The following is a 13,770-nucleotide window of genomic DNA, read 5'->3' as shown; positions in this document are numbered from 1 at the left end:
CCTGAGCCTGACCGCCGAGCAGTGGACCGACATGCTGGCCACCTGGTGCGACAAGTACCCCATCATCTCGATCGAAGATGCCATGGGCGAAGGCGACTGGGCTGGCTGGAAGCACCTGACCGAGCGTCTGGGCAAGAAGGTTCAGCTGGTGGGTGACGACCTGTTCGTGACCAACACCAAGATCCTGAAGGAAGGCATCGAGAAGGACATCGCCAACTCGATCCTGATCAAGATCAACCAGATCGGCACCCTGACCGAAACGTTTGCCGCCATCGAAATGGCCAAGCGCGCCGGCTACACCGCCGTGATCTCGCACCGCTCTGGCGAAACCGAAGACAACACGATCTCCGACATCGCCGTGGGCCTGAACGCTGGCCAGATCAAGACCGGTTCGATGAGCCGCTCCGACCGCATGAGCAAGTACAACCAGCTCCTGCGCATCGAAGAAGACCTGGGCAACGTGGCCGTGTACCCCGGCCGCAGCGCTTTCTACAACCTGCGTTGATCTCTCTTCTCTCGCTGGTTTGAGTCAGAAAGGCCCTTCGGGGCCTTTTTGTTTGATAAATTCGAGCCTATGCGCATGGCGACCATCTTTCTGCTGGCTTTGTTGGCCGTAGTCCAGGCCGAACTCTGGTTCGGCAAGGGCGGCGTGCCGCGTGTCATGGCCTTGCGTGCGCAAGTGCAGACCCAGCAACGGGCCAACACTGAAGCGCAGACTCGCAATGAGCAGCTCTCGGCTGAAGTGCGTGACCTGCAAGAGGGGCTGGAGATGGTCGAAGAAAAGGCGCGCACCGAACTGGGCATGGTCAAGCCCGATGAGATCTATGTGCAACTGACCACCAAGCTGCCTCAGATCATGCCCACGCAGCCTGTTGCTTCGGCACCCTGAGTGATGTCATTCGGGTTGGATGGCGTGGCCGCCTCGCTGGCCTGGCTGGATCCCTGGCTCGCGCCACTCTTTACCGCATGGGGTGTGCCCGTGAGTCAATTGGAGTGCTGGGCATTCCTCCTGTCACTGGCCATGGTGGGCTTCAATCTCAAAGTCAATGTGTGGGGGTGGCCTTTGGCCATCGTCAGCTCCATCTTGTATGGGCTGCTGTTTGCGCACAGCAAGCTGTATGGCGAAGCGTCCTTGCAGATCCTGTTTGTGCTGATGTCCGCTTGGGGATGGCGGCAGTGGCTGGCAGGCAAGGGCGAGGACAAGCAGGCCTTGCGGGTTCGGGCTTTGTCGATGAGGTCACGCATGGTGGCGCTGTCGCTCACCTTGTTGTTGTGGCCTGCCCTGGGCTACGTGCTTGAGCAGGTGACCGATTCCGATGTGCCGTACCTTGATGCCCTGCCCACCGCAGGCAGCGTGATGGGCCAATGGTTGTTGGCGCGCAAGCTGATCGACAACTGGCCATGCTGGCTCCTGGTCAATGTGATCAGCATGGGTCTGTTTGCCTACAAGCAGTTGTGGCTGACCGTGCTGCTCTACGGCATCTTCGCCGTGCTGTCTGCTTGGGGTTGGCGTGTATGGCAAGGTATGGCCAGCACCCAAGCCGCAGAGGGGCGCTGAGATGGCTGGGCATGTGGTCGCCTTGCTGGGCGCGGAGAGCACCGGCAAGAGCACGCTGGCGCGCGAGTTGGCGCGCATTCTGTCTGCGCGTGGCGTGGACGCCGTCATGGTGCCGGAGTCCTTGCGGCTGTTTTGTGATGAGCATGGTCGCACGCCGGTGCAGCATGAACAGGCGGACATTGCCAAGGCGCAAACCGAGCTCATCGAGCAAGCCCGGGCCAGCCATCAACTGGTGCTGGCGGACACCACCGCCTTGATGACAGCCGTCTACAGCGAGTACATCTTTGGCGATGACAGCCTGTATGAAGAAGCTTTGAAGGCGCAAGCCCAGGCCAGCGCCACCTTGCTGATGTCGCTGGATCTGGCCTGGGCGGCCGATGGCCTTCAGCGTGATGGCCCTCATGTGCGGGAGCCTGTCGATGGGCTCATTCGTTCGGCGTTGCAGCGGGCCGGTCTGGGCTACAACGTGGTGGCGGGCCATGGCGTGGCGCGAGTCGAGCATGCGCTGGCTGTGATCGACCATCTGCTGGAAGCCCCAACGCGCCCGCCCCGCAAGCCTGGCGCATCCCGCTGGCGCTGGTTTTGCGACAACTGTGATGACGGTGAATGCGAGCAGCACTGGCTGCCGCGTGTCGGGCAAGTCTGATGAGCGCTGCTCAGGCTCCTTTGCACGTCATCTGGCAGGACGATGACATGGTCGCTGTACACAAGCCAGCGGGTTGGTTGGTGCACCGCACAGGCCTGGACGCCCATGAGACCCGCTTCGTCATGCAGACCCTTCGGGATCAGCTTGGGCGCCATGTTTTTCCCGTTCACAGGCTGGACAAAGGCACCTCAGGCGTGCTCATCATGGCGCTACACAGCGAGGCGGCGCGTGCCTTGTGTGAGGCCTTTGAGGCGCAGCAGGTGCGCAAGCACTACCTTGCCATGGTGCGCGGATGGCCTGCGCTCACAGCCCACGTGGACCATGCCCTCAAGCCAGACGATGCACCGGATGACGCCTTGCCTCAAGCTGCCGTGACGGATTTTCAGCGCCTGGCTACGCTGCAGATCGATGTACCCGTTGACCGCTATCCCACTACCCGTGTGGCCCTCGTCGAGGCCTGGCCGCACACCGGGCGACGGCATCAGATTCGGCGCCACCTCAAGCATCTGGCGCACCCCATCATCGGTGATGCCACGCACGGCAAGGGCACGCACAACCGCTGGTGGGCGCAGCAACTGGGATTGCAGCGCCTGTGGCTGCATGCGCTGCAACTGGATATGGTGCACCCCTTGACGGGGCAAGCCCTGAAGCTGGTGTCACCCTTGCCTGGCATCATGCCGCAGGCGCGTGAGCTCAATCAGGATTGGGGCCAGTTGCTTCAGAACTGGCCCTGGCAGTTCGACCGGGCGCCTGGTCAAGCAACAGGCCCGGTCTGAGCTTCACTGCAACGTTGAAGAGCTGGGCGGTGTGTCTGCGCCACTCGTGAACAGTTCAGCCGCATCGACGGGGTCAAACTGATAGTGCTGGCCGCAGAAGTCGCAACCGATCTCGACCTGACCTTGTTCGGCCACGATGGAGTCGATCTCCTCCTGGCCCAGGCTGCGCAGCATGCCTGCCACACGCTCGCGCGAGCAGGTGCAGGCAAACCGTGGCCCTGTTGCGCCTTGTTGAGGTTCGAAGTAGCGCACATCCTCTTCCCAGAACAGGCGCCGCAGGATGGTCTCGGCATCCAGGGTCAGCAGTTCTTCCTGTTTCAAGGTGGATGCCAGGTGCGAGATGCGGTTGTAGTGCTCGGCCATCTCGATGGCATCCACGTCGGATGTGGCACCCTCCAGATTGGCCTTGCCCTCAACGGGCACACGCTGGATCAGCAAGCCGGCTGCGATCTGGTCATTGGCGGCCAGGATGATCTTGGTATCCAGTTGCTCGGAGCGCACCATGTACTGCTCGAGCACAGCGCTCAGGCTGTGCAGCGGGCCTTCTTCGTCGTTGAGCGGCACCACGCCTTGATAAGGCTGTTGGCCGGGCAGGCGGTCTTTCGGATCGAGTGTGATCGCGCAGCGGCCCTTGCCATTGACGTTGACCATGACCTCCAGCGGCAAGTGGCCGTTGTCGGTGGCGGGCAACTCGCCCACGACCTTGGCCGTGCTTCTGAAGCTCAGGTCGGGCTGGACTTCGGTGACCGCCAGCTTCACGGGGCCCTCGCCGAAAATCTGCATGACCACGGCGCCATTGAACTTGATGTTGCCTTGCAGCAGCACGCCCGCCGCAGTCATCTCGCCGAGAAGCTGGCGCAAAGGGGCATCGAAGGCGCCTGCCGACTCGCGGCGACGCAAGGCCTCCTGCCAGCCATCAGTCAATCGGACCAGCATGCCCCGCACGGGCAGGCCTTCAAACAGAAACTTGTGCAATTCGCTCATGGCGTGTCGTTCATTTCGCCGGTGCGTCAACGCGCACCAGATCGGTTTTGTATTCAGCGGACTTGGCCACATACATGGCCGTGCCGATGTGCATGCGGGCCAGATCGCCATCGCTCAAGGGGCGCACGGCCTTGGCAGGCGAGCCCATGATCAGCATGCCATCTTCAAAGACCTTGCCTTCGGTGACCAGTGCGCCCGCGGCCACCAGGCAGTTCTTGCCGATCACCGCGCCGTTGAGGACCACCGCCTGGATGCCGATCAGGGAGCCATCGCCCACCGTGCATCCATGCAGCATGGCCTGATGGCCCACGGTGACATCCTTGCCGATGGTGAGCCCGAAGCCGATATCGGTGTGCAGCACGGACGATTCCTGCACATTGGAGCGTTCGCCGATCACGATGGGCTCGTTGTCACCGCGCAAAGTCACGTGCGACCAGACGCTGCAACCTTCGGACAAGGTCACGCTGCCGATGACGTCGGCCGATTCAGCCACATAGGCGCTGGGGTGAACCTGAGGAACCTTGTCTTTGATGCGATAGATCGCCATGGTCAGAGGCCGCGACGGGATACCGCGGCAGGGCAGTGGAGTAGAACCGCGATTTTATGAGTGTTGCGCAAGTCCTGCTTGAATCTCATTGACACGCATTGCCCGAATCTATGATGAGAAAATGGCTGCATCACAGCGAATGCCGCAAGGAGCAAGCATGAAAACCGTTGGCGACAAACTGGATCACTTCAAGGTCGTGGGCGTCAAACCCGGCTTCAATCACCACGAAGAGCATGGGCAGACCGCTTTTGAAGACATCACCGAGAAGAGCTTTCCCGGCAAGTGGAAAATCATTTATTTCTACCCCAAGGACTTCACGTTCGTCTGCCCGACCGAGATCGTCGGCTTCGACAAGCTCAACAAGGAATTCCTGGATCGAGACGCCATCCTGATGGGCGGCTCCACGGACAACGAGTTCTCCAAGCTGGGCTGGCGCCGCGAACACAAGGACCTCAACAAGCTGGGGCACTGGAGTTTTGCCGATGTGACCGGGTCGCTCATCGACCAGCTCGGCGTGCGCGACAAGCAAGCTGGTGTGGCCCTGCGTGCGACCTTCATCGTGGACGCCGACAACGTCATCCAGCACGTGTCGGTCAACAACCTGAGTGTGGGGCGTAATCCCGATGAAATCCTGCGGATCCTCGATGCCCTGCAAACTGAGGCCCTGTGCCCCTGCCAACGCCAGCCAGGCGGCGAAACGCTCTGATCATTTCTCTGCCTCATGCTGATTCTGCTGTCTCCTGCCAAAAGCCTCGATTACGACACCGCCCCGACGACCGACAAGCACACCTTGCCGCCGTTTGTGGACGAGTCTGCCGCCTTGATCGAGGTGCTCAAGCCTTACACCCCGGCCCAGATCGCCTCCCTGATGGACCTGAGTGATGCTCTGTCGACCTTGAATGTGGCGCGCTACGGGGCCTGGAAGCCCAAGTTCACGGCGAAGAACAGCAAGCAGGCCATCCTGGCGTTCAACGGTGATGTGTACGACGGCTTGAATGCCAGCAGCCTCAAGCAGGCCGACCTCGATTGGGCTCAGGAGCACATCGGCATCCTCAGTGGCCTGTATGGTGTGCTGCGGCCGCTTGACTGGATGCAGCCATATCGACTGGAAATGGGCACGAAGCTGCCCAATCCTCGGGGCAAGGATCTGTACGCCTGGTGGGGTGACACCCTGGCCAACCACCTTCAAGATCGCTTGAAGAAGCAAGGCGATGACGTCATCATCAACCTGGCCTCTCAGGAGTACTTCAAGTCGGTCAAGCGAAAGGCCTTGAAAGCCCGCGTGGTCGAGTGTGTATTCGAAGATTGGAAAGGTGCTGGATGGAAGATCATCAGCTTCCACGCCAAGCGCGCGCGCGGCCTCATGGCGCGCCATGCCATCCTCAAACGTGCGCAGAAACCCGCCGATCTGCTGGACTTTGATGCGGATGGCTATGCGTACGACGCGAGTGCATCAGAGCCCGATCGCCTGGTGTTTCGGCGCAAATTGACAGTGTGAGCAGACAGCGAACTGGAGTGCGAATGAGCGAGCAAGCGATCACCCCTGAACTCCGACAATGGCTGGTCCAGCAAGCCGAGAGCGGGCACAGCGGTGATGCCATCCTGAGCGCCATGAAGGCCAGCGGATGGGACGAGGTCGTGGCGAACCGCGCGCTGGAACAAGTGATGGTCGAGCGTCTTGCCGAGATCCAGTTAGCGATGAGCAAGGTACCCGAGGTGGCATCCAATGGCGCTTCACGCATGTGGGTGCATGACAAGCATGTGAATGTCTTGGTGCAGATTCGCCATCCGCGCGTGGTGGTGCTCGGAGACTTTTTGTCGCTGGCCGAGTGTGAAGAACTCCGTGCTTTGGCTCGGCCACGCATGGAGCGATCCCAGACAGTGGTCCACGCAACCGGTGACAGTGAAGTCAACGATGTGCGTACCAGTCAAGGCATGTTTTTCCAGCGTGGCGAAAACGAGTTGTGCCAGCGAATTGAGGCGCGCATTGCCGCGCTGGTGAATTGGCCGGTCGAGAACGGGGAAGGTATCCAGGTGCTGAGATATGCGCCCGGTGCTGAATACAAACCGCATTTTGATTACTTCGATCCGGGCCAGCCTGGTACAGCCGCGGTGTTGAAGCGTGGCGGGCAACGAGTTGGTACTGTGGTGATGTATCTCAACACGCCGGACGGCGGAGGGGCAACCACGTTCCCGGATGCAGGGGTGGACGTGCATGCCGTGGCAGGTCAGGCTGTTTTCTTTGCCTACGGCATACCGCACCCCGATACCAGAACCCTGCATGGTGGCGCACCTGTCAAGCAAGGTGAGAAATGGGTGGCGACCAAATGGCTGAGAGAGCGGGCATTCGAATAAGTTGGAAATTTTTTGTGCAGTGTGTCAACCGGAGTCCGAAGCGGGGCGTTGAGCACACACAGGCCGGGCAGTGAACTGGTCTGACACCAACCACATATCTCTGGAGTTTCTACATGAAAAAGCTGATCGTCGCTCTGACTGCCTCGATGTTTGCTATTGGCGCTTTCGCCGCTGAAGCCGCTTCCGCTCCCGCCGCAGCGTCTGCCGCTTCCGCTCCAGCCAAGAAGGCCAAGAAGGCTCACAAGGCCAAGGCCGCCAAGAAGGCTGCTGCCGCTTCTGAAGCTGCTTCGAAGTAATACATTCGCTTGAACCAACCTTTTCAAGGTTGGTTCAGCAAAGAAAAAACCCGGCCTGGCCGGGTTTTTTCATGAGCACCTCACATTGGCGCTTTGCTTCAGCCTCGAACGCGGCGCGGTGGCGGCGAAGAAACGGGGCCGCCACTGTTTGCCGCTTCAGCCCTGCGAGGCGCACGCAAGTCCTGCTGTTGGCCTTGAGCGGGTTTGTTCGTGTTGCTGTTGGCGTGGCGCGATCCGCCGCCCCCGTGTTGACCACCATGCGGGCCACGATTGCCGCCACCTGAGCCAGGGCGACCGGCCGATTGACCACCTGAGCGGGAGCCGGGGGCACCATGGAGGACACGACGTCCCAGCACAATTGGTTCGGCCTTGGCGTGTGGGTCAGCTTCAAATCCGGGTACGGACTCGCGCGGAATCTGGCGCTTGATCAGCTTCTCGATATCGGCGAGGAAGCCTTCTTCGTCCACGCACACCAAGGAGATGGCCTCGCCTTCGGCGCCGGCGCGACCCGTGCGGCCGATGCGGTGAACGTAGTCCTCCGGCACATTGGGTAGTTCGAAATTCACAACATGGGGCAATTGATCGATATCAATGCCACGGGCGGCGATATCTGTCGCAACCAGTACCTGCAGTTCGCCAGATTTGAACTCGGCCAAGGCACGCGTGCGCGCGCTCTGGCTTTTATTGCCATGGATGGCCATGGCTGTGACGTCCTGCTTGAGCAGGTATTCAACCAGGCGATTGGCGCCATGTTTCATCCGTGTGAATACGAGCACCTGATGCCAGTCATTTGTTTTGATCAGGTGTGTGAGTAATTCGCGCTTGCGATCGCGATCAACCGGGTGAACCTTTTGTGCAATGGTTTCTGCGGTGGCGTTGCGCCGCGCAACCTCAATTACCTTGGGGCTGTTCAGCAAACGTTCAGCCAAGGCTTTGATCTCATCCGAGAATGTTGCAGAGAACAACAAGCTTTGCTTTTTAGGCGGAAGAATGGATAACACGCGACGGATATCGTGGATAAACCCCATGTCCAGCATGCGATCCGCTTCATCGAGCACGAAGTATTCAACGTGACTGAGATCAAGCGTGCCTTGCTGGTGGTGATCCAGAAGCCTGCCCGGCGTAGCGACCAGCACATCCAGGCCTCGACGCAGGGCTTCAATCTGGGGATTCATCCCCACGCCACCAAACATGACAGCAGAGCGGATCGGCAGGTATTTACTGTAAACACGCACCGATTCTTCGACCTGGGCAGCCAATTCCCGTGTGGGTGTCAGAATCAAGGCGCGGACATGGCGTTTACCGCCTGGTGCCTGACCTGTTTGACTGGTCATCAATTTGTGGAGCAAGGGCAGGGTAAATCCTGCAGTTTTGCCCGTGCCGGTCTGCGCGCCAGCGAGAAGATCACCACCCCCCAGTACAGCAGGAATAGCCTGCGCCTGGATGGGTGTGGGAGTTGAATAGCCAGCCTCGTGAACTGCTTTCAACAGAGGTTCGATCAACCCCAGATTTTCAAACGACATACAACAGGCCCACTTCTGGTGAAACGGCGACTGCACTCAGTCTTTCCGGGCCTGGAAAGATCGAGTCAACCGATTTATGGCGTGACAAGTCAAGAAACTGCTTGTCGCGACGCGACGTATTTATCGCGATTGATCAAATTGTAGGGCTGACCGTGCATATTTCATAGCTTCAAACGAGCGTTTGGCATCGACTTTGTGACTCAACCTGTTTCCAGATGTATCAGGGACGCATTGTGAAAATGCCGTCGTGCCAAATCGCAGGGCCCCGGCGCCCCTAGAATCGCACCATGAGTTCAATGGTCCTCGCACGCAAATACCGCCCCAAGGGCTTCGACAGCATGGTCGGGCAGGGTCACGTTGTTCAGGCGCTGAGCAACGCCCTGTCGCAACAGCGCTTGCATCACGCCTACTTGTTCACCGGTACGCGGGGAGTGGGCAAAACCACGGTCTCTCGCATTCTCGCCAAGTCGCTCAATTGCGTCGGGCCGGACGGCCTGGGGACGATCACGGCTTCCCCGTGCGGTCAGTGTCAACCTTGTCGTGACATCGACGCCGGGCGCTTTGTCGACTATGTCGAACTGGATGCAGCCTCCAACCGTGGCGTCGAAGAGATTTCGCAACTGCTGGAGCAGTCAGTCTACAAGCCTGTTGTGGGGCGCTTCAAGGTCTACATGATCGACGAAGTGCACATGCTGTCAAACACGGCATTCAATGCCATGCTGAAAACGCTGGAGGAGCCGCCCGACTATCTGAAGTTCGTGCTCGCGACAACGGATCCTCAGAAGGTGCCGGTCACGGTGCTGTCCCGTTGCCTGCAGTTCAACCTGCGCCCGATGGCCGCTCAAACCGTTCACGAGCATCTGTCCCAGGTGCTGGCTGTGGAAGGCATCTCTTTCGAGCCCGAGGCCTTGCGCCTGCTGGCACGCGCGGCCCGTGGCTCCATGCGCGATGCGATGTCGCTGGCCGACCAGGCCATCGCGTTTGGTGGTGGGCAGTTGCAGGAAGGGCCTGTGCGCCAGATGCTGGGCGCGGTTGACCGGCAGCATGTCCAGCGCATCATCGAGGCTGTGGCGCAAGGTCATGGCAAAGGTGTGGTCGACGCCGTCGATACATTGCGTCGATTGGGCCTGTCAGCATCGGGCACCTTGGAAGAACTGGCCACTGCCTTGCAGCGCATGGCGGTCATTCAGGCGGTGCCGGGGTTGGATGACTCCGAAGATCCGGATGAGCTGGTGTGGCGCTTGCTGGCGCCGTTGCTGGCCCCTGATGAGACGCAGTTGTTCTACAGCTTGTGCCTGCAAGGTCGCGCCGAACTGGCGTTGGCACCAGATGAGTACAGCGGCTTGTTGATGCTCCTGTTGCGGCTGCTGGCATTCAAGCCAGGCGGGGGCCTGGGGCAGGGGGCAAGCAGCCCCCCAAAAGCTGAAGGCTCGGTCAACAGGCGGCAGCCTCTGACCGAGCCGGTTCAGCCTGCTGAGCCTGTTTCACCTGTGGCGAATCCCGGTGGATCAGGCAGCAAGCCAGTCGTGGTCGACGCCCCCGCGCTGGTTGTCGCTGAGGCATCACACGTGTCACCAGTGCGGCCACCGGTGCGCGTGGCGCCACCGTCGGTTGCGCCTGCCCGCACGAGCGGTCAGAGTGTGCCGCCGTGGGAGGCTTTGCCGCCCGAGGCTGAGAGCGAAGCAAGCTGGTCGCAAAGCGCGCCACCCGATATTGACATGCCGCCGCAGGATGAATACACGGCGTCTGTCGAGCCGGATCTGCCTCCTGTCGAGGATGCCGCTGCGCGTCCGCAGCCTGCCGCCGAGCGTGTGAGGCAAGACTCAGGTGATCGAGCGGGTGACCCCTTGCAGCGCGCTGTATCAATCGATCTGCCTCCTCCAGGCGCAGACCCGATCGCCGATCGCTGGGCAGAACTGGTGGCGCAGATGAGTGCCAAGGGTGTCATCACAGCCCTGGTGCGCGAATTGGCCATGCAGGCGCAGTGCGTTGCACAGCAGGCCGAAGGCGGCCAGAGCCTGTGGCGCTTGCGTGTGGAGCGTGAAAGCCTGTGCAGCGACAGCAACCGCGATCGGTTGGCCGCAGCCATGGGGCAGGTGCTGGACGTGCAGGTCATGCTGGAGTTGGAGCGAGGCAAGGCCCACAATACGCCGGCTCAGCGAGATCAGGTGGCGCGCGAGCGTCGCCAGCATCAGGCTGACCATCTGATTGAGACAGACCCGCTGGTGCGCGGTCTGTTGTCGCAGTATCCGGGGGCGCGGATCGTGCCCGGATCCATTCGACCCATTTGAGTCGCCACGACGTTCGCGGCGACAATCACGTTTTGCGCAAGAAAGGATGATGAGCCATGCTCAAAGGACAACTCGCCGGCTTGATGAAACAGGCACAGCAAATGCAGGAAAACCTCAAGAAGGCTCAGGATGAACTGGCCAATATCGAGGTGGAAGGTCAGTCCGGTGCCGGCCTGGTGAAGGTGGTGATGACCTGCAAGAACGACGTCAAGCGTGTCACGATCGATCCCAGCCTGTTGGCCGATGACAAGGACATGTTGGAAGATCTGGTGGCTGCGGCCTTCAACGATGCCGTGCGCCGCGCTGAGACGACCAGCTCGGAAAAGATGGGCAAGCTGACGGCAGGCATGCCCATGCCTCCCGGCATGAAGTTCCCCTTCTGATCCATGGCCGATCCTGCCCTTGAGGGGCTGATCGAGGCCTTGCGCTGCCTGCCTGGTGTCGGGCAGAAATCGGCACAACGCATGGCCTATCACCTGTTGCAGCATGATCGTGCGGGTGCGGTGAAGCTGGCGAGGGCGCTGGACACCTCGGTGTCCGAGATCGGGCATTGCCAGCGATGCCACACCTTCAGCAGGGCACCTGTGTGTGATGTCTGCCTGGACCCGGAGCGTGATCCGCACTTGTTGTGCGTGGTCGAGACGCCGGCCGATCAGGCAGCACTGGAGCGCACGGGCAGCTATAAGGGCCAGTACTTCGTGTTGCTCGGGCGCTTGAGCCCGCTTGATGGCCTGGGCGCTCGCGACATTGGTTTGTCGTCCTTGCTGGACAGAGCGTCAGATGGTGTGGTTCGGGAGGTGATCCTGGCTACAAACTTCACCGCTGAAGGTGAGGCGACGGCCCATGTGCTGGCCGAGCAGCTGAAGGCGCGTGGGCTGAATGTCACCCGCCTGGCGCGAGGTGTTCCGGTAGGCAGCGAACTCGAATACGTGGACCTGGGCACCATTGCCCATGCATTCATGGACAGGCGCTGATTCCTCAGTGCCTGCCTCGCACATGGTCAGCGTGCGCTGGCCACGCGCATGCGTGTCGTGCGGTTAACTGGCGGGCGGCCCTTGATGGCGTTGCCACGAGCAGTGCTGCGAGTTGCGCTGGCAACCACGCGAGTCTGAGGTCTTCCCTTGACGGACGGCCCATTGTGGCGAACGGCAGTGGCCACACGGCGTGCGGTGTTCTTGCTGGTTGGCACGTACACCACCACGGTCTGGCCACGCTTGAAGCTCGCCGAAGCCGATACACGATTCCATTGCGCAATCTGTTGCGGTGATGTGCGATAGCGCTTGGCAATGCCTGCTACGGTATCACGCTTGCCCGCCTTGAAACTCACGCGGCGCATGGGGGGAAGATCTGGTGCCAAGGCCATGATGGCGTTGTCGGCCAACGCTTCGGACACATCCTGCTCACGTTGCCCGGAGCGGGGCACCAGCAAGGTCGAGCCCGCTTTTACCAGCATCTTGGGAGGGATGTGGTTGATGTCACGCAGGTTGCCTTCGCTCATGCCGACCTGGCGCGCTGCATCGCCGGGCCGCATCGTGCGAGGTACGACCCAGGCGGTCCAACTGGCCAAGGGGCCTTTGTGGTTGCTCAGGTTGTGCACGAACAGGCCGGCGTTGTCATAGGGCAGCAGCACCTGAGGGGTGCCCGCCGCCAGGATCACCGGCTTGTTGAGCGAGGGGTTCAGCGCCTTGAATTCGTCCAGCGGCAGGCCAGCCAGGCGTGCGGCCAGGGAGGCATCCAGATCGCGCTGAATGGGCACGCTCACGAAGTAGGGGTGGTTCTCGATCGGCGTGAGCGTCAGGTTGTAGGCTTCAGGGCGCGCCACGATGTTCTTGATGGCATGCAGCTTGGGCACGTAATTGCGTGTCTCCGGCGGCATGTTCAGGCTGGCGTAGTCTGTGGGCAGTCCCTGGCGCGCATTGCGGTTGATGGCTTTCTGCACGTTGCCTTCGCCCCAGTTGTAGGCGGCCAGTGCCAGGTGCCAGTCCCCGAATTGCCTGTTCAGGCGCTGCAGGTAGTCCAGTGCTGCGCGGGTCGAGGCCAACACGTCGCGACGGTCGTCGCGAAACAGGTTCTGCTTGAGTTCGAAGTCCTTGCCGGTGGCGGGCATGAACTGCCAGATGCCTGATGCTCGGGCCGATGACAGGGCTTGCGGATTGAATGCGCTCTCAATGAAGGGCAGCAATGCCAGCTCCGTGGGCATGCGGCGACGCTGGATTTCGTCGACCACATGGAACAGGTAGCGGCTGGCGCGCTCGGTCATGCGCTGGACGTAATCAGGGCGGCTGGTGTACCAGCGCTCGTGGTCCAGCACCAATTGGCTTTCCAGTGCTGGCAGCGCAAAACCTTGACGTACACGGCCCCAGAGGTCCTGGTTGGCCGTGATGTCGCTGAGGTCCACGGTGGCTTCGGGGCGCAAGGGGTCGGTGGGCGCGCCGGCCGCTTCCTTGGCATCTTGTTCGTCGTTGGCTACGGATGTGGATGCTGCCTCGGCAGGCTTGGCAGCGGTTTCATTGAGCGCTGGTGCGCCGGCATCCGTGCCGTTGATGGTGGCAGCACCAATGTCCACACGCAGGCCGGATGTTGGATCCTGTTTGACCGCGCCACGCAGGAATTTGCCTTCGTTGCCGGCCAGTGTGTTGCCGGAGGCAGGGGGCGATGTCTGAAGCAGCTTGTCCATGTCGAGCTGCATGCGGCTTTGTGGGCCATAGACCGAGCCGCATGCCGTCAGGATCATGCATCCCAGCGCAGTGGTACTCAAGGTGAAGGTGCGTCGGAGTGAGCGTGTGGTCTTCAT

15 protein-coding genes and 1 pseudogene are annotated in these 13,770 nt (G+C 60.9%); 12 read left to right on the top strand and 4 right to left on the bottom strand.

Annotated features, from left to right (window positions below; all coding sequences use genetic code 11):
- The 5 genes and pseudogenes from eno to HY836_RS08280 form a co-directional block, all read left to right on the top strand.
- Positions 1–505, top strand: a pseudogene (eno, locus tag HY836_RS08300) (phosphopyruvate hydratase); the annotation flags it as partial.
- Positions 506–574: 69 nt separating this feature from the next.
- Positions 575–889: a cell division protein FtsB gene (gene ftsB / locus HY836_RS08295; protein ID WP_290675364.1), complete on the top strand. Its 315-nt coding sequence runs from the start codon at positions 575–577 to the stop codon at positions 887–889.
- 3 nt (positions 890–892) lie between these two features.
- Positions 893–1,558, top strand: coding sequence for a nicotinamide riboside transporter PnuC (gene pnuC, locus HY836_RS08290; protein ID WP_290675362.1), 666 nt, complete (start codon positions 893–895; stop codon positions 1,556–1,558).
- 1 nt (position 1,559) lies between these two features.
- Entirely contained in the window at positions 1,560–2,204 is a 645-nt protein-coding gene (locus HY836_RS08285) for an ATP-binding protein (RefSeq protein WP_290675360.1), read from the top strand.
- Positions 2,204–2,980, top strand: coding sequence for a pseudouridine synthase (locus tag HY836_RS08280; protein ID WP_290675358.1), 777 nt, complete (start codon positions 2,204–2,206; stop codon positions 2,978–2,980). The genes HY836_RS08285 and HY836_RS08280 overlap by 1 nt, the downstream gene beginning before the upstream one ends.
- Positions 2,981–2,983: 3 nt before the next feature.
- Here HY836_RS08280 and HY836_RS08275 read toward each other — a convergent pair whose 3' ends face one another.
- Both HY836_RS08275 and HY836_RS08270 read right to left on the bottom strand, forming a co-directional pair.
- Positions 2,984–3,964 carry an Hsp33 family molecular chaperone HslO gene (locus tag HY836_RS08275; protein WP_290675357.1) on the bottom strand — a complete coding sequence of 327 codons (981 nt, stop codon included), beginning with the start codon at positions 3,962–3,964 and terminating at the stop codon, positions 2,984–2,986.
- Between the two features lie 10 nt (positions 3,965–3,974).
- A complete protein-coding gene (locus HY836_RS08270) occupies positions 3,975–4,511 on the bottom strand; it encodes a gamma carbonic anhydrase family protein (RefSeq protein WP_290675356.1) in 537 nt (178 codons plus the stop codon).
- Between the two features lie 157 nt (positions 4,512–4,668).
- Here HY836_RS08270 and HY836_RS08265 point away from each other — a divergent pair, with 157 nt between their 5' ends.
- The 4 genes from HY836_RS08265 to HY836_RS08250 all read left to right on the top strand — a co-directional run bounded on the left by HY836_RS08265 (position 4,669) and on the right by HY836_RS08250 (position 7,162).
- Positions 4,669–5,217, top strand: a complete 549-nt coding sequence (locus HY836_RS08265) for a peroxiredoxin (RefSeq protein ID WP_290675355.1) — start codon at positions 4,669–4,671, stop codon at positions 5,215–5,217.
- A gap of 15 nt (positions 5,218–5,232) precedes the next feature.
- Entirely contained in the window at positions 5,233–6,009 is a 777-nt protein-coding gene (gene yaaA / locus HY836_RS08260) for a peroxide stress protein YaaA (protein ID WP_290675354.1), read from the top strand.
- Between the two features lie 23 nt (positions 6,010–6,032).
- Positions 6,033–6,866: a 2OG-Fe(II) oxygenase gene (locus HY836_RS08255; RefSeq protein ID WP_290675353.1), complete on the top strand. Its 834-nt coding sequence runs from the start codon at positions 6,033–6,035 to the stop codon at positions 6,864–6,866.
- A gap of 113 nt (positions 6,867–6,979) precedes the next feature.
- Positions 6,980–7,162 (top strand): hypothetical protein, encoded by a 183-nt coding sequence (locus HY836_RS08250; RefSeq protein ID WP_290675351.1) that lies wholly within the window; start codon positions 6,980–6,982, stop codon positions 7,160–7,162.
- Between the two features lie 98 nt (positions 7,163–7,260).
- On the opposite strand, the gene HY836_RS08245 is transcribed toward HY836_RS08250, so the two are convergent.
- Positions 7,261–8,685, bottom strand: a complete 1,425-nt coding sequence (locus HY836_RS08245; RefSeq protein WP_290675349.1) for a DEAD/DEAH box helicase — start codon at positions 8,683–8,685, stop codon at positions 7,261–7,263.
- Positions 8,686–8,972: 287 nt separating this feature from the next.
- On the opposite strand from HY836_RS08245, the gene dnaX reads away from it, so the two are divergent.
- From dnaX to recR, 3 genes are read left to right on the top strand one after another with little or no spacing between them, the layout of a single operon-like run.
- The gene (dnaX, locus tag HY836_RS08240) at positions 8,973–10,976 is read left to right on the top strand and encodes a DNA polymerase III subunit gamma/tau (RefSeq protein WP_290675347.1); all 2,004 of its coding nucleotides are present in this window, start codon (positions 8,973–8,975) and stop codon (positions 10,974–10,976) included.
- A 56-nt stretch (positions 10,977–11,032) separates the two neighbouring features.
- A complete protein-coding gene (locus HY836_RS08235; protein WP_290675345.1) occupies positions 11,033–11,359 on the top strand; it encodes a YbaB/EbfC family nucleoid-associated protein in 327 nt (108 codons plus the stop codon).
- 3 nt (positions 11,360–11,362) lie between these two features.
- Complete coding sequence (gene recR / locus HY836_RS08230) at positions 11,363–11,950, top strand: recombination mediator RecR (protein ID WP_290675343.1); 588 nt, start codon at positions 11,363–11,365, stop codon at positions 11,948–11,950.
- Between the two features lie 26 nt (positions 11,951–11,976).
- Here the strand turns inward: recR and HY836_RS08225 are convergent, their stop codons facing one another.
- Positions 11,977–13,770 carry a transglycosylase SLT domain-containing protein gene (locus HY836_RS08225; protein ID WP_290675341.1) on the bottom strand — a complete coding sequence of 598 codons (1,794 nt, stop codon included), beginning with the start codon at positions 13,768–13,770 and terminating at the stop codon, positions 11,977–11,979.

Origin of the sequence: Aquabacterium sp. (assembly GCF_016234775.1) — a bacterium.
Taxonomy (GTDB): Bacteria; Pseudomonadota; Gammaproteobacteria; order Burkholderiales; family Burkholderiaceae_C; genus Aquabacterium.
The sequence above is the reverse complement of the archived record's forward strand: the minus strand, read 5'-3'. Positions and strand labels throughout refer to the sequence as shown.